At 74.0% G+C, this 18,559-nt stretch carries 18 protein-coding genes and 1 riboswitch; of the genes, 8 read left to right on the forward strand and 10 right to left on the reverse strand.

Annotated elements, in window-relative coordinates; translation table 11 throughout:
• Nucleotides 1–65: 65 nt before the first annotated feature.
• Nucleotides 66–236: a DUF5670 family protein gene (locus ACFC02_RS32400; protein WP_055490792.1), complete on the reverse strand. Its 171-nt coding sequence runs from the start codon at nt 234–236 to the stop codon at nt 66–68.
• A 150-nt stretch (nt 237–386) separates the two neighbouring features.
• Nucleotides 387–1,250: an AraC family transcriptional regulator gene (locus ACFC02_RS32405; RefSeq protein WP_376365102.1), complete on the reverse strand. Its 864-nt coding sequence runs from the start codon at nt 1,248–1,250 to the stop codon at nt 387–389.
• Between the two features lie 164 nt (nt 1,251–1,414).
• On the opposite strand from ACFC02_RS32405, the gene ACFC02_RS32410 reads away from it, so the two are divergent.
• A complete protein-coding gene (locus tag ACFC02_RS32410; protein ID WP_376365104.1) occupies nt 1,415–2,224 on the forward strand; it encodes an alpha/beta fold hydrolase in 810 nt (269 codons plus the stop codon).
• Nucleotides 2,225–2,364: 140 nt separating this feature from the next.
• On the opposite strand, the gene ACFC02_RS32415 is transcribed toward ACFC02_RS32410, so the two are convergent.
• The 5 genes from ACFC02_RS32415 to ACFC02_RS32435 all read right to left on the reverse strand — a co-directional run bounded on the left by ACFC02_RS32415 (nt 2,365) and on the right by ACFC02_RS32435 (nt 6,965).
• Nucleotides 2,365–2,820, reverse strand: a complete 456-nt coding sequence (locus ACFC02_RS32415; RefSeq protein ID WP_376365106.1) for an SRPBCC family protein — start codon at nt 2,818–2,820, stop codon at nt 2,365–2,367.
• A 247-nt stretch (nt 2,821–3,067) separates the two neighbouring features.
• Complete coding sequence (locus ACFC02_RS32420; RefSeq protein ID WP_376365108.1) at nt 3,068–4,468, reverse strand: cryptochrome/photolyase family protein; 1,401 nt, start codon at nt 4,466–4,468, stop codon at nt 3,068–3,070.
• A gap of 216 nt (nt 4,469–4,684) precedes the next feature.
• Nucleotides 4,685–5,542: a biotin-dependent carboxyltransferase family protein gene (locus ACFC02_RS32425; RefSeq protein ID WP_376365110.1), complete on the reverse strand. Its 858-nt coding sequence runs from the start codon at nt 5,540–5,542 to the stop codon at nt 4,685–4,687.
• On the reverse strand, nt 5,539–6,216 hold the full coding sequence (locus tag ACFC02_RS32430) for an allophanate hydrolase subunit 1 (RefSeq protein WP_376365112.1): 678 nt from the start codon (nt 6,214–6,216) through the stop codon (nt 5,539–5,541). The genes ACFC02_RS32425 and ACFC02_RS32430 overlap by 4 nt, the downstream gene beginning before the upstream one ends.
• A complete protein-coding gene (locus ACFC02_RS32435) occupies nt 6,213–6,965 on the reverse strand; it encodes a LamB/YcsF family protein (protein ID WP_376365114.1) in 753 nt (250 codons plus the stop codon). The genes ACFC02_RS32430 and ACFC02_RS32435 overlap by 4 nt, the downstream gene beginning before the upstream one ends.
• A 185-nt stretch (nt 6,966–7,150) precedes the next feature.
• On the opposite strand from ACFC02_RS32435, the gene ACFC02_RS32440 reads away from it, so the two are divergent.
• From ACFC02_RS32440 to ACFC02_RS32465, 6 genes are all read left to right on the forward strand, one after another.
• Complete coding sequence (locus ACFC02_RS32440; protein ID WP_037854922.1) at nt 7,151–7,870, forward strand: DUF969 domain-containing protein; 720 nt, start codon at nt 7,151–7,153, stop codon at nt 7,868–7,870.
• The gene (locus tag ACFC02_RS32445) at nt 7,867–8,841 is read left to right on the forward strand and encodes a DUF979 domain-containing protein (RefSeq protein WP_376365116.1); all 975 of its coding nucleotides are present in this window, start codon (nt 7,867–7,869) and stop codon (nt 8,839–8,841) included. The genes ACFC02_RS32440 and ACFC02_RS32445 overlap by 4 nt, the downstream gene beginning before the upstream one ends.
• A gap of 64 nt (nt 8,842–8,905) precedes the next feature.
• A complete protein-coding gene (pcp, locus tag ACFC02_RS32450) occupies nt 8,906–9,556 on the forward strand; it encodes a pyroglutamyl-peptidase I (RefSeq protein ID WP_376365118.1) in 651 nt (216 codons plus the stop codon).
• Nucleotides 9,556–10,575, forward strand: a complete 1,020-nt coding sequence (locus ACFC02_RS32455; protein ID WP_376365120.1) for a DUF2891 domain-containing protein — start codon at nt 9,556–9,558, stop codon at nt 10,573–10,575. Before pcp ends, ACFC02_RS32455 begins: the two co-directional genes overlap by 1 nt.
• A 27-nt stretch (nt 10,576–10,602) precedes the next feature.
• Nucleotides 10,603–10,697, forward strand: a riboswitch (TPP riboswitch).
• On the forward strand, nt 10,687–12,126 hold the full coding sequence (locus tag ACFC02_RS32460) for a purine-cytosine permease family protein (protein WP_376365122.1): 1,440 nt from the start codon (nt 10,687–10,689) through the stop codon (nt 12,124–12,126). Its footprint overlaps the riboswitch before it by 11 nt.
• Nucleotides 12,127–12,328: 202 nt before the next feature.
• Nucleotides 12,329–12,469, forward strand: a complete 141-nt coding sequence (locus ACFC02_RS32465) for a hypothetical protein (protein ID WP_360961091.1) — start codon at nt 12,329–12,331, stop codon at nt 12,467–12,469.
• Nucleotides 12,470–12,814: 345 nt separating this feature from the next.
• Here ACFC02_RS32465 and ACFC02_RS32470 read toward each other — a convergent pair whose 3' ends face one another.
• Nucleotides 12,815–13,255 carry a universal stress protein gene (locus ACFC02_RS32470; RefSeq protein WP_376365124.1) on the reverse strand — a complete coding sequence of 147 codons (441 nt, stop codon included), beginning with the start codon at nt 13,253–13,255 and terminating at the stop codon, nt 12,815–12,817.
• Nucleotides 13,256–13,462: 207 nt separating this feature from the next.
• Here ACFC02_RS32470 and ACFC02_RS32475 point away from each other — a divergent pair, with 207 nt between their 5' ends.
• Nucleotides 13,463–14,512 carry an aldo/keto reductase gene (locus ACFC02_RS32475; protein ID WP_376365126.1) on the forward strand — a complete coding sequence of 350 codons (1,050 nt, stop codon included), beginning with the start codon at nt 13,463–13,465 and terminating at the stop codon, nt 14,510–14,512.
• Nucleotides 14,513–14,531: 19 nt separating this feature from the next.
• Here ACFC02_RS32475 and ACFC02_RS32480 read toward each other — a convergent pair whose 3' ends face one another.
• Nucleotides 14,532–17,159 (reverse strand): SpoIIE family protein phosphatase, encoded by a 2,628-nt coding sequence (locus ACFC02_RS32480; RefSeq protein WP_376365128.1) that lies wholly within the window; start codon nt 17,157–17,159, stop codon nt 14,532–14,534.
• A gap of 111 nt (nt 17,160–17,270) precedes the next feature.
• Nucleotides 17,271–18,557 carry a hypothetical protein gene (locus tag ACFC02_RS32485; RefSeq protein ID WP_376365130.1) on the reverse strand — a complete coding sequence of 429 codons (1,287 nt, stop codon included), beginning with the start codon at nt 18,555–18,557 and terminating at the stop codon, nt 17,271–17,273.
• Nucleotides 18,558–18,559 lie beyond the last annotated feature (2 nt).

Here is an 18,559-nt window from a genome sequence, read left to right on the forward strand (position 1 = left end):
GGTCGAAGGCCGGGCCCCACTGCGTCCGTGCGTCCGCCGTGCGCGTCCCGCTGTCGCGCCACCGGCTACCAGCGGTACCAGCGGCCCCGCCGGCCGCCGCTGCCCGCGGGCCGGACCACGAAGCCCAGCAGCCACAGCACCAGCACGATGACCGCGATCCACCACAGCGCCTTCAGTGCGAATCCGGCACCGAAGAGGATCAGAGCGAGCAGAAGAACAAGAAGCAAGGGAACCATCGTCATCGACCTCCTGGCCACCGGATGCCCTTGCTTCCTTGCCGCACGCCCGCGGAACGCGGGTTATTTCCCCACGGTGCGGGGCATGCGCGCGCCCATCCGGCTCGCGCCGGTCGCGTCCGCGTGACGCCGGTGCCACCTTCCGCGCCGTCAGGTGTGCGTCCCCGCCGAGCGGCCGGAGGACCACGCCGTGGGTGTCACGCCGGTCTGCCGGCGGAAGAAGGTGGTGAAGTTGCCGGTGTCGCGAAAGCCGAGCCGGTGTGCGCAGCTGCCGACCGGCAGATCGGTGTGGGCCAGCAGGCGTTTGGCTTCGAGGAGGACGCGCTGGTCGAGGAATGCCTTGGCGCCGGTTCCGGTGGCGGCGCGGGTCGCGCGGGTGAGGGTCCGGGTGTCGTAGCCGAGGGCCCGGGCGTAGTCGGCCACTTGGTGCCAGTGGGTGAAGTGTTCCTCGACGGCGGCGCGGTAGGCGCGGAAGACGCCGAGCGGCCGGCTCCCCGTCGTGTCGCGGGGGGACGGTGGGGGCGTCTCGGGGCGTACGCGCAGGACCAGTGCCGCCAGGAGGTGGGCGAGCAGCGCGCCGGATGCCATGCGCGGTGATCGCACCGCCGCGCGGTGTTCGCGGTCGAGGTGCTCGGCGGCCAGCACGGCCAGCGGAAGGGCCTGCGGCGACAGGTTCCAGCAGGCGGGCGCGGTGACGTCCGCGTCTTCCAGGCCGGGGTCGGGCAGGAACCCCGGCTGGAAGAGGACGAGCGGGCCGTCGAGGCGGTCGACGTCGCTCCAGCGGTGCACCGCGCCCGGTCTGATCCACACGACGCTGCCCGCGCGCAGCTCATGTCGGCGGAAGTCCGCCTCGTGGCTGCCGCTGCCCGCGGTGACCAGGGCGAGGACGTGGAAGTCGGGGCGCTGCAGCCGGGTGCGGCGCCGCGCGGTGTCCGTTCTGCGCAGGGCTTCGAAACTGAGGACCTCCACGCCGTGGACGGCCCCGACGGCGGGGAGGTAGCGCAGCTGCCGCACGGCAGGGTGTCCGTTTTCCACAAGAGGTCGGTCTCTTTCCAGCAGGGCGGCTCGGTCCGCCGACGTAGCGTCGTTCGCGTGACCACAGGCAGGTCGGACGGCCCAGGCGGCGTATGTCCCACGGGACGGCCCGGTCTGCCGCGACATGGAGGAGAGACGCGAAGATGTCGAATACTACAAAGACCGTGGCCGTGGCGGGCGGCTCCCTGAAGGTGCGGACCGGGGGCGGTGACGGCGGGACCGCCCTGGTGTTCACGCACTACTGGGGCGGCTCGGCGGCCACGTGGGACGAGGTCGTCCGGCATCTGCCCCCCGAGCAGGCGACGGTCCGCTACGACCAGCGCGGCTGGGGCGCGTCCCGTGAGCTGCCGGGTCCGTACCACCTCGGCCGGCTCGCCGACGACCTGCTCCGGGTGGTCCAGGAGTGTGTCGCGGGTCCCTTCGTCCTCGTCGGGCACTCGATGGGCGGGAAGGTCGCCCAGCTGGTCGCGGCCCGGCGGCCTTCGGGGCTGGCCGGGCTGGTCCTGGTCGCGCCCGCTCCCCCGCTGCCGGCCGCCGCCGTGACGGAGGAGTACCGGCAGGGCCTGTCCCACGCCTACGACTCACCGGAGACGGTCGGCCAGGCCCTGGACCATGTGCTGACCGCCGTCGCCCTGCCGCGACGGACGCGGGACGCTGTCGTCCGGGACAGCCTCGCCGCCTCGGGGGACGCCCGCACGCAGTGGCCGCTGCACGGGATCGCCGAGGACATCACCGCGCAGGCCCGGCGCATCGAGGCTCCGGTGGCCGTGCTGGCCGGGGAGCACGACCGGGTCGAGCCGCCCCGTGTGCTGCGCGAGTGCCTGCTGCCCTGCGTGCCGCACGCGACCATGACCGTCGTCCCCGGTGCCGGGCACCTGCTGCCGCTGGAGGCCCCGGAAGCGGTCGCGGACACCCTGCTCCGCTTCCTGGCGACCGTCACCGTCCGCGCCTGAGCCGTACGCGGCGCCTTCGGCGCCAGGCCGGCGGCGCTCGTCGGCCGACGGCCGTCGGCACGGGTGCGGGGCGGGCACGGGGACGGCCACGGTCGTGGGTCGCCATGAGGGTGACCCGGCGGCGGGCCCCGCGGGTGCTCTCAGCGGACCGTGTCGCCGTCGCAGGCCGTGTCGGCGTAGCCGGCCAGGCCGTCGGCCATCCGCCGCATGAAGCGGGTCAGGTACCACTGCCACAGCCGTCCCGAGCCGGGCAGCTTCGGTTCGAACGCGGCGGCCCAGGTGATGTCGGTTCCGCCGTGCGGTGCGTCGGTGAGGTCGACGGTCCCCCGGTAGGAGCGGAACGGGCCGCTCGTGTTGTCGTAGACGAAGCGCCGGTCGGTGACCAGCTCGACGATGCGTTCGTGCGAGATGGCCCGGCCGGTCCGGAAGATCCGTGTGTCACCGACGTCCTGGCGCCGCGCGGGGTCGCCGCCGCCCTCGATCTCGGCGGAGTCGATCGGCGACCACGCGGGCCAGGTCGCCGCGCGGACGAGGGCGGTGTAGACGGTCTCGGGCCTGGCCTGCGAGCGTGCGGTGACGCGGTAGTGATACGGCATTCCGTCACGCTAGAGCGGGCGCGGCGGTTCGGGGATGCGCGGGATTGCCGTTGCGTCCACGCGATCTTGCGGTGTGCCGAGAGTGCGTGGTGTCCGGCGTGCTCGGCCGTACGCCGGGCGGCGCCCGGAGGAGGCCGCGCACTGCGTTCCGGCTCGGTGCGGCCATGGCCCTGGCGGGCCTGGCCGGCCTCCTCTGCGGCCTCGCCCGGCGCCGTGCGCCGTCGGTGCCGACGGGCAACCGGGCCTCTCATGAACCGCGGGGCGCGGTCCTCGGCTCCGGCCGGCCGCGGGAGCGCCGGAAGCGGTCCAGCCCCTCGGCCAGTTCCACCACCGGGTCGGGGTAGTCGAGCGCGGCACGGTCGGGGCCGGACAGCTTCCAGGGCTCGTGCACCGTCCGGGCGTCCAGGCCCGCGAGCTCGGGCACCCAGCGGCGGACGTAGCTGCCGTCGGGGTCGTACCGCTTGGCCTGGAGGACGGGGTTGAGGACGCGGTTGGGCCGGCTGTCGGTGCCGGTGCCGGCCATCCACTGCCAGTTGAGCTGGTTGTTGGCCACGTCGCCGTCGACCAGCCAGTGCAGGAAGTGGGCGGCGCCGACGCGCCAGTCGACGTACAGGGTCTTGGTGAGGAAGCTCGCGGTCAGAAGGCGCGCGCGGCCCGGCATCCAGCCCTCGTGGCGCAGCTGCCGCATCGCCGCGTCGATGACCGGGTAGCCGGTGCCGCCCTCGCGCCACGCCTCGATGTCGGCCCGCGCGGTGCGCTCCGTGCGCCAGTGATCGCCTCGGGTGCGGTAGTCGGCGTGGGCGGTGTCGGGGCGGGCGGCGAGGACCTGGCGGTGGAAGTCGCGCCAGGCGAGTTGCCGTACGAACGCCTCGGCGCCCGGGCCGCCGCGGCGGCGGGCGCGGTGGACCAGTTCCACCGGTGACAGGGTGCCGAAGTGCAGGTGGGCGGAGAGCCGGGACGTGGCGTCGGCGGCCAGGTCGTCATGGGTGTCGGCATAGGTGTCCAGTCCGCGCCGCCAGTAGGCGGCCATCCGCCCCCGGCCCTCGCTCTCGCCGCCGGCCGGCAGGGCGGGCGAGACGCCGGTGACGTCGGCGCGCGCGGGCAGCCGTTCGCCGTGCACGTGGCCGGGGACGCGAACGCGGCGCGGGGCGGCCACGAGGCCGCGCGGGTGAGCCTGAGACCAACGCCGGTAGTAGGGGGTGAACACCGCGAAGTGGTCGGAGGACGCGGGGGTCACCTCGCCGGGCGGTACGGCCACGGTGACCGCGTCGTGCACGAGCAGACGGCGGCCGTCGGCCTCCAGGGCGGCCCGCAACCGCTCCTCGCGGCGCATGGCGAAGCGGCTGTGCGCTGCCGACAGGTGCACCTCGTCGGCGCCCGCCTCGGCGGCCACGCGGCACACCTCTTCGGCGACGTCCCCGGCGCGCACCACGAGCCGTCCGCCGCGCTCGCGCAACGAGGTGTCGAGGTCGGCCAGGCAGTCCGCGAGGAAGGCGCTGCGGTTGGGCGGGGCGAACCCGGCCGCCGCCACGGCCCGGTCGCGCACGAACAGCGGGACGACAGCGTCGGCGGAGCTGAGGGCGGCGTGCAGCGGCGGATGGTCGTGCAGGCGCAGGTCGGAGGTGAACAGGACGACCGGGACGGGCATGGCTTCAGCTTCCTGTGACGGACGGCTGCTGCCGGTACGGGAACCTCCGCCACCGGGAGCGGACGTGACATACGGTACGGAACATACCGAACGTCATGGCTCCGCCGCGTCCTGTTCCGTGCCGCGTCTCGGACCCTCGCCCCGGTGTGAGCGCCAGTCCCTCGCCCTCGGGGACCTGAGTCGGTCCCTCGCCCCGGGTGAACCTGAGTCAGTCCCTCACCCCGGGGTGAACCGGATCGGCGTCCCGGTCGGCGCCTGGGCGGCGGACGCCAGGCCGCGGTCCGTGACGACTCCGATGACGGGGTAGCCGCCCGTCGTCGGATGGTCGTTCAGGAAGACGACCGGGCGGCCGTCGGGCGGAACCTGCACCGCGCCGAGCACCATGCCCTCGCTGGGCAGTTCGCCGCCTCTCGCCCGTTCGAGCGCCGGCCCCTCGGTGCGCAGGCCGACGCGGTTGCTGTGCGGGGAGACGCGGTAGGTCGCCGAGAAGAGGGTGCGCCGTGCCGCGGCGGTGAACCAGTCGTCGCGGGGGCCCGGCCGCAGCGGCAGGACCAGTTCCGCGGGGGGCGCGGGCCAGGGGGCGGGACCGGACGGCGCCGGCCGCCCGGCGGGGGCGCCCAGGGGGAGGACGTCTCCGGCGCGCAGGGGCGCCGGGCCGAGCCCGGAGAGCAGGTCCGTCGAGCGGCTGCCGAGGACCGGCTCCGCGGCGATGCCACCGGCGACGGCCACGTACGAGCGCACACCCGCCGTGACGGTGCCCGCGTCGAGGACCGCGCCCGCGGGCACGTGCACCGGCGTGCCCCAGGCGGCGGGCCGGCCGTCGACCGTCACCGGGCAGGGGGCGCCGCCGACCACGACGGTGACGTGGTGGTCGGGGCGCAGGGCGCAGCCGGTCACCGTGGTCTCCAGGACGGCGGCGTCGGGGTCGTTGCCGAGCAGCCGGTTGGCGAGTGCCATGGCGGGCGCGTCCAGCGCGCCGGAGCGCGGGACTCCCAGGTGGGCGTGGCCACGCCGGCCGGCGTCCTGCACGGTGGTGAGGGCTCCGGGGCGTACGACGGTGATCTCGGTGCTCATGCCGCCTCGTTCCCGGTGACGCAGTCGTCTGTGACGCAGTCCTCGGTGACGAACCGCACCCGGGTGCCCGGGGTGAGGAGCGCCGGTTCGTCCCGTGCGAGGTCCCACAGCCGGGCGGGGTCCGGCATGGTGCCGATCAGCTGCCAGCCACCCGGCGTGGCCCTCGGGTACACCGCGGTGTAGGGGCCGGCGAGTCCGACGGCGCCGGCCGGGACCCGCGTGCGGGGCGTGTCGCGGCGCGGCACGTGCAGGGCGGCGGGCAGTCCGGTGAGGTAGCCGAAGCCGGGCGCGAAACCGCAGAAGGCGACGCGGAAGGTGCAGGAGGAGTGCCGGGCGGCGACCTCGTGGGCGCCGATCCCCCACAGCGCGGCCACGTCGGCGAGGTCGGGCCCGTCGTAGCGCACGGGGATCTCCACCACACCCCCGTCGTCCGCGGCCCGCGCGGGCACGTCCCAGTGGGCCAGGCGGCGGGCCAGCGCCCGCGGGTCCGGTACGCCGTCCAGGAGAACGGTCCGCGCTCCCGGCACTATCTCCTCGACGGGCGGCAGGGTTCCGGCCGCGCGCCGGCGCAGGAGTTCGGCGTGGAAGGCGGCGGTCCGTTCGGGGTCGGGCAGGTCGACGAGGAGCGCGTGGGGTCCGGCCGTGCGCACGGTCAGGGGCTGCTCGCCGGTCATGCGAAGGACCCGACCTCGACGCCGGCGGCCTCCAGGGCGGCGCGGACCCGGGCCGCGATGAGGGCGGCGCCCGGGGTGTCGCCGTGCACGCACAGGGACCGTGCGGCGACCGTGACGGTCGTGCCGTCCACGGCCTGGACCGCGCCGTCCACCGCGAAGGCCAGGGCGCGTCGCACCACCGCGTCCTCGTCGGTGATGACGGAGTTCGCCAGGCGGCGCGGCACGAGCGTGCCCTCGGGGGTGTAGGCGCGGTCGGCGAAGGCCTCGGGCACGGCGGTGAGCCCGGCCGCCTCGGCGGCGGCGAGCAGGTGTGATCCGGGCAGGCCGAGCACGGGCAGGCCGCCGCCCGCGAGGCTCACTCCGGCCACGACGGCGGCGGCCTGGTCGGCGTCGTGGACGGTACGGTTGTAGAGCGCGCCGTGCGGTTTGACGTACGCCACGTCGGTCCCGGCCGCCTGGGCGAAGACGCGCAGTGCCCCGATCTGGTAGGCCGTCTCGGCCGCCAGTTCCTCGCCGGGCACGTCCATGGCGCGCCGTCCGAAGCCGGCCAGGTCACGGTAGGACACCTGGGCCCCGATCCGTACTGAGCGCTCGGCGGCGAGGTCGCAGACGCGGCGCATCACCGAGGGGTCGCCGGCGTGGAAGCCACAGGCGACGTTGGCACTGGTGACGACCGACAGGAGGGCGTCGTCGTCGGTGAGGGTCCAGCGTCCGAAGCCTTCACCGAGGTCCGCGTTGAGATCGATCACACCTTGAAAGTAGACGATTGTTGAACGATCCGACAAGGGGGTGCCGTGGCGGCCGCATGACGGCGACGTGAATTTGCCCCTTGTTCGATCGTTCAACGATCGCCTAGGGTCCGTGCATCCCCATGGGTTCCGGCAGCCCCGGATCCGCGTGGCGCCCTGTCCCCCATGCCTGAAGAAGGCCGCGCATGATCGTTCTCCTCGGTGTGGTCGTGGTGATCCTCGGATTCGTCACGCGCCGCAACCCCGTCCTCGTCGTGGGCGTCGCCGGGATCGTCACCGGACTGCTCGGCAGGATGAACCCGCTGGAGGTCCTCGCGGCCTTCGGCCGGTCCTTCGCCGACAGCCGCTCGGTCACCGTCTTCGCCATCGTGCTCCCCGTGATCGGCCTCCTGGAGCGCTACGGCCTGCGCGAGCAGGCCCGCAACCTCATCGGCCGGCTCGGCAGTCTCAGCGCAGGCCGCTTCCTCACCGTCTACCTGCTGGTCCGGCAGGTCACGGCGGCCTTCGGCCTCAACAGCATCGGCGGTCCCGCGCAGACCGTACGGCCGCTCGTCGCGCCCATGGCGGAGGCCGCGGCCGAACGCACGACGGGCGCGGCGCTGCCGGAGCGCCTGCGCGAGAAGGTGCGCTCCTACGCCGCCTCGGCCGACACCGTCGGTGTCTTCTTCGGCGAGGACTGCTTCATCGCGATCGGCTCGATCCTGCTGATCACCGGTTTCGTGAACTCGACGTACCACCAGGAACTCGAACCGACCCAGCTGGCGCTGTGGGCGATACCGCTCGCCGTCTGCGCCTTCCTCATCCACGGGGCCCGCCTGCTGCTCCTGGACCGGCAGCTGGAACGCGAGATGGCACTCGCCGCCGCGGAACACGACCTGCCGCTGCCGAAGGGAACCGCCAAGTGATCAAGGTCGAATGGCTCTACTGGCTGGTGGGTCTCGTCTTCGTCGTCATGGCCGTGCAGATGGCCGCCGACCGCAGCAACCCGAAGCGGTGGACGTCCGCGGCCTTCTGGGGCCTGCTCGGACTCACCTTCCCCTACGGGACCGGGGTGGCGAACGCCGAGTCGGGCAACGGCGGCTGGACCCTGCCCGCCGAACCGCTCGGTGTGGCGGTCCTCGTCCTGATCGTGCTCGCCGGGTTCAACTTCCTCGGCAAGGGTGTGCCGGTGACCACCACCGCCGAGCAGCGCGAGGCCTCCGCCTCCCGGCTCGGCAGCAAGATCTTCATCCCCGCCCTGACGATCCCGGTGGTCGCGATCGTCTGTGCCTCCGTGCTCGACGACTCCGGCCTGTTCGAGAAGGGCAAGGCCACGCTGCTCGGCCTCGGCGTCGGATGCGTCGTCGCCCTCGTCGTCGGCATGCTGGTCACCGGCGAGAAGAAGCTCTCCGTGCCGCTGCACTCCGGCCGCTCCATGCTGGAGGCGATGGGTTCCGCGCTGCTGCTGCCCCAGCTCCTCGCCGTGCTCGGGTCGATCTTCGCGCTGGCCGGCGTCGGCACCCAGGTCGGCAAGATCGTGAACGACGTGCTGCCGGACAACTCGAAGTACCTCGCCGTGATCGCTTACTGCGTGGGCATGTTCCTGTTCACCGTGATCATGGGCAACGCGTTCGCCGCTTTCCCGGTCATGACGGCGGCGATCGGCTGGCCCATCCTCATCGAGCAGATGCACGGCAACGAGGCCGCCGTCCTCGCGATCGGCATGCTGGCCGGTTTCGCCGGCACGCTCTGCACGCCGATGGCCGCCAACTTCAACATCGTCCCGGCCACCCTGCTCGAACTGAAGGACCAGTACGGACCGATCAAGGCGCAGCTCCCGACGGCGCTGCCGCTCCTGGTCTGCTGCACCGTGATCATGGCGGTCTTCGCCTTCTGAGCCACCCGGCCCGCGCCGCCCGCCCCCGGCCCGTCCCACCGTCGTTCCCCGTGAAGGAAGTCCCATGACCCGTGTGCTCGTCACCGGCTTCGCCCCCTTCGGCGGCGAGAGCGTGAACCCGTCCTGGCAGGCGGCCCGCCTCCTGGCCGCCGAACCGCCCGCCGGACTCACGGTCACCGCCGCCGAACTGCCCTGCGTCTTCGCCACCTGCCTGGACGCGCTGCGGGACGCGGTCCGCGCGGCGGCCCCCGAGCTGGTCCTCTGCCTGGGCCAGGCGGGCGGTCGGGCGGCCGTCACCGTCGAACGCGTCGCCATCAACATCGACGACGCACGCATCCCCGACAACGCCGGGGCCCAGCCCGTCGACGAACCGGTCGTCCCCGGCGGCCCCGCCGCCTACTTCTCCTCCCTCCCCGTCAAGGCCTGCGTCGCCGCCGTGCGCGGGGCCGGGGTCCCGGCCGCCGTCTCCCACACGGCGGGCACGTTCGTCTGCAACCACGTCGCGTACGGCCTCGGCCACCTCATCGCCACCGAGTTCCCGCACGTCCGCGGCGGCTTCGTACACGTCCCCTGGGCGCCCGAGCAGGTCACCGACGGCACCGCCCCGGCCCTGGAGCCCGCCACCGTGGCCCGCGGGCTGCGCGCCCTGCTGGTCGCCGCCGCCGGCACGCCCACGGAGCAGGACCTGAAGATCACCGAGGGGGCCACCCACTGATGCCGCTCACCTCCTACGCGACGCCCTTCGCCCGGCTCGCCCTCGCCAACATCACCCGCGAGTACCCCAACTTCCCCGCCCACCTGGTCACCTCCGCCGAGCAGGACACACGGCCGAGCAGCCTCCACCCGGCCTTCTACGGCGCCTACGACTGGCACTCCTCGGTCCACATGCACTGGCTGCTCGTGCGCGTGCTGCGCCGACACGGCGGCACACCCGCGCTCGCCGAGACCGCGCCCTACGTGGACGTGCTCGACCGGCACCTCACCGCGCGGAACATCACCGCCGAAGCCGCCTACCTCCTGGACCGGCCCTCCTTCGAGCGGCCGTACGGCTGGGCCTGGCTGGTGGCGCTGGCCGCCGAGTGCCGGGCGTACGCGGGGGCGGCGGGCGCGCGCTGGGCCGAGGCCCTGGCACCGGGCGTCGCCGCCGTCGAGCGGCTGCTCGCCGGCTGGCTCCCGAAGGCCACCTATCCCGTGCGCCACGGCAACCATCCCAACAGCGCCTTCGCGCTCGGTCTGCTCCTGGACTCCGGGGAGCTGTCCGCCCCGACCGCCGACGCCGTACGGGAACGTCTGCTGGCCTGGTTCGCCGACGACCACGACGCTCCCGCCCACTGGGAGCCGTCGGGCCAGGACTTCCTGTCGCCCGCGCTGACCGAGGCCGACGCGATGCGCCGGGTGCTCGCCCCGGAGGCCTTCGCCTCCTGGCTCGACCGGTTCCTGCCCGCCCTGCGCTCGGGCGCGTCCTGCCCGTCGCTGGACGTGCCCGTGGTCTCCGACCACGCCGATCCGCAGATCGGTCACCTGCTGGGCCTGGCCCTCAGCAGGGCCGCCGCGCTGCGTTCGATCGCCGGGGCGCTGCCGGACGGTCCGGTCCGCACCCGCCTCGCCGAGGCGGCAAGGGCACACCTCGCGGCAGGCCTGCCCGCCGTGGAGCGCGGCGACTTCACCACCGACCACTGGCTGGCCACCTTCGCCGTGCTCGCGCTCGACGGGGACCGCCCCGGCGGGGCCTGACACCGGGCCGGGCTATCCTGGCGGCCGTACCTGGACACGGGGTGCCCCTGCGCGGGGCTGAGATCACACCCGTCGAACCTGAACCAGTTAGGACTGGCGGAGGGATGTCACATGTCATTGCCGCATGCCCGCACCGAGCCGGCCGCCGCCGGCCCGCGGCGCGTCTTCGACGGACGGATGCCGACGGCCCCCGGTGATCTGCGGATGGAGGCACGCGGGATCACGCCGGTGCCCGAGGACACCCGCTACGGCGGCCCGGGGCGGCTGTTCACCGTCTGGTTCGCCCCCAACCTGACCATGACCGGCGTGTTCAGCGGCACCGTGGGTGCCACGCTCGGGCTCGACTTCACCACCGCCCTGGCCGCCGTCGTGCTCGGCACCGTGCTGGGCGCGGTGCCCACCGCCTACCTGGGCACCTGGGGAAGCCGGACCGGGGCGGCGCAGATGCCCCTGGCCCGGCTGGCGTTCGGCCGGGCCGTCACCGTGCCGGGCATGTTGCAGTGGCTGTCGTCGATCGCCTGGGACGCGCTGATCGGCCTGTTCGGCGGGGAGGCGCTGGCCCAGTTGTGCGGCTGGCCGTTCTGGGCGGGCGTCCTGGTGATGATGGCGGGCCAGGGGGCGCTGGGCGTGCTCGGCTACGAGGTGATCCACCGGCTGCAGACGGTGATGACCTTCGCGCTCGCCGCGGCCTTCGCCGTCCTCGCGGCCAAGCTCGTCCACGGCGCCCACCCGGCCGCGACCGCCACCGTGCACGGCGCCGACCGGGCCGGGGCGTTCGCCCTGACCTGCACCGTCGCGCTGAGCCTCGCCCTGTCCTGGGCCCCCTACGCCAGTGACTTCAGCCGCTACCTGCCCCGTACGGCATCGCGTCCGCGCATGTTCTGGTGCACGCTGCTCGGCATCGGCCTGTCCTTCGTGGCGGTACAGGCGCTCGGCCTGTGGGGCGCCGCCGAGTTCACCGACCAGACCGCCCACGGTGTCGACACGCTGCTCGGCGGGGGCGCGCTCGGCGCGTTCGGGCTCCTGGCGATCGCGCTCGCGGCGCTGTGCAGCAACGCCATGAACGACTACAGCGGGTCGCTGGCGCTGCAGACCATGGGCGTACGCCTGCCCCGGCCGCCGGCCGCCGCCCTCGCCGCGGTCCTCGGGTTCCCGCTGGTGCTGTGGATGCACGCGGCCGACACCACCGCGCGCTTCCAGAACGTGCTGCTGTTCGTCGGGTACTGGATCCCGGCCTTCGTCGCCATCGTGATCGTCGACTGGGCCGCCCGGGCCCGCGCCCGCGGCGGGCGCCCCGTCGAGCTGTCACACGAGACGGACCGCCCCCAGCCCTGGTGGCCGGCGCTCACCGCGTTCGTCGTCGCCTTCGCCGTCTCCGTGCCGTTCATGAACACCGGCCTGTACACGGGCCCGGCCGCCCGGGCCCTGCACGGCGCCGATCTCGCCTATCCGGTGGCGTTCGCGGCGGCCCTGCTCGTGTACGCGCCGTTGCGCGCGCAGCGGCGGCCGCGTACGGCGGACGGGGCGGCCGGCGACGGGGTCCGGGGGTAGGAACAGCTTCGGCGCCGTGGCCGCTGCGCGATTTCGCCCGCGACCGCTTTCCGGTGGACGCCGCTCCGCCGGTCCGCCGCCGGCCGCGGCCTGAACGAAGTGCGCGGTCCCCCGTTCGGCCCCACACTGGGTAGTGCCTCGCCGCGTGCGGCACGCGGGGCCGGGTGAAGAGAGTCCGCCGGTGCTCCCCTCGGGAGGCTCCATGGTTGTGGTGGCACTGTGCACGCCGATCGCGATGATGCTGCTCCTGCTGGGGATGGACGCCTTCGAGGAACTCCTGTCCCGGTGGGCGAGCGAACCGGACGACGAGACGTCGGAACCGGAACCGCCGACGACACCGTGACGCGCCGGGGCGGGCCCGTGGCGGTCGCGGGACCCGTGAGTCCATCGGTGCCCCGGGCGAGCGTCGACACAGCGGAACGTCGCTCCGTAGGTTGATCGGAGCGACGTTCCGTTGTCCGGCGGTTTTCGCCGGCCGAACGCGGCCAGACGCTTCATACCGCCGTGGCCTGACACCGCCTTGCCCATCGCCGGACGTGCCCGGGAAGCACCGGTGGCCGAGGTCGTCGAAGGGACGTGCCCACCACCGAGTGGAACGGCCCGCGCGGTCCCCGTCCAGGCCCCGCCCGTTCCGGACCTGTCCGCCGGCCCGGTGGCGCTGCGCGCGCCCGGCCGGGACGGCCTTCGGTCAGTCCTGCCCGGCGGCGGTGGTGTCCTCGGGGGCGAGGAGGATGGCGATGCGGGCCGCGTGGGCGACGGCGTCGCTGACGCGGGGGCTGACGAAGGCTTCCAGCGGGCCGCGGTGATGGTGGCCGAGGACCAGGAGGTCGGCCCCGAACTCCTCGGCGGCGGCGGAGATGGTCGTGGCGATCTGGGTGGTCAGACCGCCCGCCACGGCGCCCTCGGCGTCGACGCCCGAGTCCCGCAGCGCGGTGACGGCCTCGTCGAGCACGGCCTTGGCCTCCGCGTCGTTCTCCAGAGGGACCACGGCGGCGAGGGTGGCGGCGGTGGGGGCGACGTGCAGCACCCTGACCTTGGCGCCGTTCAGCCGGGCGACGTCGCCGGCGAGGCGGACGACGGAGTGACGGGCGGGGCTCGGGTCGACGGCGACGAGAACGCGGTGGAACATGAGGTGCTCTTCCTTGTCTGTGGGTGTTGCCCAGGTGGTGCCGGAGTGCCTGACCAGCGGACACCGCGCGATGTGATCAGGCAACGGCGTGAACAACCGGACGGGGCGGATCTGTTCCGCGAGGCGTGACGATGCCGGTCTTGCCCTGAAGTGGGCTCCAACTCGTAGGGTCGCGCCATCCAGGAACCGACACCCGAGGAGAGCCCCATGCACCACCGCGTTCTGGGCGGCACCGGCATCGAGGTCAGTCCCTACTGCCTGGGCACCATGATGTTCGGGTTCATCGGCAACGCCGACCACGAGGAGTGCGCCCGGATCGTCCACGCCGCGCTGGACGAGGGGATCAACTTCGTCGACACCGCCGACATGTACTCGGCCGGGGAGTCGGAGACGATCGTCGGCAAGGCGCTCAAGGGCCGGCGCGACGACGTGGTGCTCGCCACCAAGGTGCACTTCCCCATGGGTGACGGCCCCAACAGCGGTGGGAACTCGCGGCGTTGGATCGTCCGCGAGGTGGAGGACAGTCTGCGCCGGCTGGGTACGGACTGGATCGACCTGTACCAGGTGCACCGGCCCGACCACAGGACCGACATCGAGGAGACGCTGTCCGCCCTCACCGACCTCGTGCGCCAGGGCAAGATACGGACGTTCGGCTGTTCCACGTTCCCCGCGGACCAGATCGTCGACGCCCACCACGTGGCCGACCGCCGCGGACTGAAGCGGTTCCGTACCGAGCAACCGCCCTACTCCCTGCTGGCCCGGGGCGTCGAGCGGCACGTGCTGCCGGTGGCCGAACGCCTCGGCATGGGGGTGCTGACGTGGAGCCCGCTCGCCTCCGGCTTCCTGACCGGCCGTTACCGCAAGGACCGGGACCTCGATCTGAGCAGCGGGCGCCCCGCACTGCACCCGGACCGCTTCGACCCGTCGGTGGCGACCACCGCCGCGAAACTGGATGCGGTCGAACAGCTCGTGGCCGTGGCCGACGAAGTGGGCTGCTCGCTGCCCGAGCTGGCCGTCGCGTTCCCGCTCGCGCATCCGGCGGTCACCTCGGTGATCATCGGCCCGCGCACGATGGACCAGCTGCACGCCACGCTCAAGGGCCGGTCCGTGGTGCTGGAGGACGCGGTGCTCGACCGGATCGACGAGATCGTGCCGCCCGGGACCGACGTGTACCACCCGGACGGTGCCTGGACCCCGCCGTCCCTCACGGACCCGGCGCTCCGGCGCCGCCCGGCCGGTTCCCGCTCCGCCGCCTGAGGCTCCCGGGCAGGCGCCCTCAGGAGGGGGGCGTGGGACGGACGGCGAGGACGGCGATGTCGTCCTCGCCGTCGGCGCCCAGCCTGATGAGGAGTTCGTCGCAGAACACGTCGAGGGGTTCGCGGGCCAGCGCGGCGGCGTGCCGGCTCAACCGGTCCAGGGCGTGGTCCAGGGGCTCGCCGCGGCGTTCGACGAGGCCGTCGGTGTACAGCAGCACCGTCGCGTGGGGCGGGATCGCGTCCGAGGCCCCGGCACGGGGCACGTCGGGGTCCACGCCGAGCAGCAGGCCCGCGCCGCCCTCCAGGAACCGGGTGGGACCGTCCGGCACGGTCAGCAGCGGGGGCAGGTGCCCGGCCGAGGAGTGCGCCAGTTCCCAGGGGCCGTGACCGGAGCCCTTGATCAGGCCGTAGACGCAGGTGGCGGTGGCCTCCCGGTCGAAACTGTGGTTCGCGGTGTCCAGGCGGCGCAGGACCGTCGCGGGAGGTTCCTCGCGGTCCACGGCGATCCCGCGCAGCATGCTGCGCAACTGGCTCATGGTGATGGCCGCGTCGAGGTTGTGCCCGGCGACGTCCCCGATGACCACGGCCGTGTCCCCGCCGGGCAGGACGAAGCAGTCGTACCAGTCGCCGCCGACCTGCGCGGTGGTGGAGGAGGCCGCGTAGCGGGCGGCCAGCTCCAGATGGGCGACCTGCGGCAGGACGGGCAGCAGCGAGCGCTGCAGGCGCTCGGCGATGTTGCGTGTCTCCTGGTGGAGACGGGCGTTGTCGACCCCGAGGGCCAGCGTGCGGACGATGTCGTCGACCAGGGGCAGGTCCGCTTCCGTGAACGGCCGCTCCCAGCCGCTGCGGGCCACGGTGAGAGCGCCGATGACGTCCCGTCGGGCCCGCAGCGGGGCGACGACGGCGCTGTTCGCGCCCAGTCTGCGGAACATCCGCAGGTAGTGCGCGTCCAGGGGGCTCGTGACCTGGTTCGACGGCGGGGGTTCCGTCAGCAGCAGCGGCCCCGCGCCACGCAGCGCACGGGCGAGCGGCCCCCGGGCGGTGACGGAGACCGGCGGGAGCGGGCCTTCGTGTTCCTGCGGCGACGACCCGCGCGGGCCCCGGTGGACGACACAGACCCGCTCCACCTCCGCGTTCTCGGTGAACAGGTCCACCGCGCACCAGTCGGCCAGCCGGTCGGTGAGGATGCCGCCCACCCGCTGCAGCCCCTCGTCCAGATCGGTGGCGCTGCTCAGCGCGGCCCCGGTGTCGGCCACCAGGGCGAGCCGTTCCAGCGCCGAGGCGCCCGCCAGGCCGCGGACCGCCACCCTGGCGACCGACGCCGGCCCTCCGGCCGGCTCGGGGAGCGCCGGCACCGACCGGGGACGGCCCGGCGGGCGGTCCGGCGCGAGGGGCGCGGCGGCTCTGGGGGTGAGCTGGGCGACGAAGACGGTGCGGCCGTCGGCCGTCTCCTGGGTCTGGATGAGCAGCCGGATGGGGACCAGCCGGCCGTCGCGGTGCAGGGCGGGCAGCGGCACGGAGCGGCCCAGGATCCGTGGCTGCCCGGTGAGCAGCAGCGACGTGAACGACCCGGTGTGCCGTCTGCGCAGGTGCTCGGGCATGAGCATGGTCAGCGGCCGGCCGACGAGGTCGTCCGGATGCCGCCCGAGCAGGTCCGCCGCGGCCGCGTTCGCGGCGATGATCAGGTTCCTCTCGTCCGCGGCGATGGTCGGCACGCGCGCGGCGCGGACCTGGCCGGGGTCCCACGGCACCAGCTCCGACAGGCCGGCGCCCGGCTCCCTGGGCACCACGGTCCACGCCACGGGAGTCCCGCCGTCGAGCTGGCCGGCGATCTGGTCGAACAGCCACTGGTGGAAGACCCGCCCGCGCGGCAGCGCCGGCAGGGTCAGCAGGCGTTCGTCGCGGGCCGCCTCCTCGGCCAGGCCCAGCACCTCCCACAGGGTTCGCACCGCCGGCCCGGCGTCAGGGGGCATGCCCAGGAGCAGGGAGCGGACCCCGGCCTCCGCCGGCTGCTCGCGCAGCGCGGCCGTCACACGGGCGCTGATCACGTTGCTCATGTCCTGGGCGACGGCGAGGTCGTGCGCCGGTACGCCGAGGTCGGTTCCGGCGGCCACGGCCAGTCCTGCCTCGCGCAGCAACGTGTGCCGGTGCTGCTGGGAGGCCGAGTAGAGCGCCTCGGGCACGTCGATCAGCGTCACGGTGGTTCCGACGCGGGAGGCCGGCACGGTGACGTCCCAGCCGGCCGGATGTGGCGGGGCGCCGCCGGGGTCCAGCTCGAACCAGACGGTCTTGCGCGCTTCGCCTGTGTCGACGCCGTGCCGGGAGGCCAGCAGCGCGACCAGGGCCAGGCCCTGTCCCGTACCGGCGTACGAGGCGCACTCGTGCGGCACCAGGGCGCGGTCGGGCCGGTGGTCGCCGACCGCCACCCGCACGGTGCCGGCCTCGGCGGCGGCCGTCACCTCGACCTCCGTGCGGGCGTACAGGACCGCGTTGGTCACCAGTTCACTGACTAGGAGTTGAGCGGTCTCCACCACGTCCGGGGCGGCATGGCCGAGAACGGTTCGCACGAACCGCCGGGCCCGCGCCACGCTCTCCGGTCCCGGGGGGAACCGCCGGGAGGACGCCCCCCGGGCATTGAGGTCGCCCATGCAGCCAGTGTGCCTCACCGGGTGCCCGCCCCGGCGGCTGCGCCCCTCTCCCGCGCGCCGGACGGGTGAGGGCCGGTGCCCTCACCCGTCCGGACGGCTCAGCGGGGGCCCTCACTCGTCGCGCCAGGCCACCGTCGCCGTCGCCGTCTTCCAGGGGCCCTTCACCACCGCGGCTCCGCCGGTCGCCAGGTCGACGACGCCCACCTCGCCGTCGGCGGCCGGGTAGGCGACCGTCTGGGCTCCGGGGCGCGGGTTCGCGACGACGTACCCGGAATCGGGCCGGGAGAGCGGGCTGCCCTTGCCCACCGCCAGGGTCAGGGTCCGTTGCTCGGGGGAGGCCCCTGTTCCCGCGTCGAGCGTGGTCACCAGGTAGTCGTACGTCCCCGTGTCGGGCGACTTCGGTACGGCGCCGACCAGCCGGCAGGTTCCCGGGGTGAAGGTCCAGAAGGCCCCTGTGTCGAAGAGCCGTGCCGCGCTCAGGTCCGCTCCGGCCGTGCGCGGGTTGTCGGAGTAGGCGCGGTAGTTCAGCGCTCCGGCGTTCACGAGGAGCGGGACGCCCGTTCTGCGGGCCGCGTTCGGGACGGGCGAGGGCGTGACGGAGACGGACTGCTCGGGGTGGAAGTCGAGCAGGACACGGCCGCGGCAGACCCCGGAGGCGGTCCACCGGGCCAGCAGGTTGGTCAGTTCGGGTTGCTTGGTGTCGATGCGGGCGATGGTGGTCGTGTCGGCCTCGGCGGCGCTGCCGATCGTGTCCGCGTGGTTCTGGCCGAGCCGGTCGAAGGCGAGCCGGGTGTCGTCGATCCACCGCGCGCAGGTGATGTCGGAGGCCGCGGACGCGTCGTGGTAGGTGGGCGCGGAGGCGAGGTCGCGCAGGTCCCGCTGCCCTTCCCGCCACTGGGACACGGGGCGGCCGGACACCTGGCGGCCGGCGCCCGAGGCGTCGTAGACGAACACGCCGCGCTCCACGGTGAACGCCACGTGCCTGCCGTCGGGGGACCAGGTCGAGCACCGTGAGTCGTCGGGCATACCGACATCGGTGGCGCGCTCCTCGCCGACGCTGCCCGGGGTGTGGGCCGGGTGCGCCTGACCGGTGCTCAGGTCCTTGACGTACATGATGCCGCGGGACACGTACGCCAGGCGGCGTCCGTCGGGCGAGAGGGAGACGGAGGTCACGGGCAGGGCGGCCGGGCTGTCGCCGAGGAGTCGGTGTGCGGAGCCGTGGCTCACCTGCCACACCGCGGCCGTACCGTCCTTCGCCGTGCCGGCGACGTAGAGTGTGCCGGTCACCGCGGGCGCCGCGATGTCCGGCGGCTTCGGGCCGGAGGAACAGGCGCTCAGCATCAGCAGGGTGGCGGCCGCGGCTGCCGCGGCCGGTATGGACCTGAGGGGGCGGATCACGG

Origin of the sequence: Streptomyces sp. NPDC056160 (assembly GCF_042268205.1) — a bacterium.
Taxonomy (GTDB): domain Bacteria; phylum Actinomycetota; class Actinomycetes; order Streptomycetales; family Streptomycetaceae; genus Streptomyces.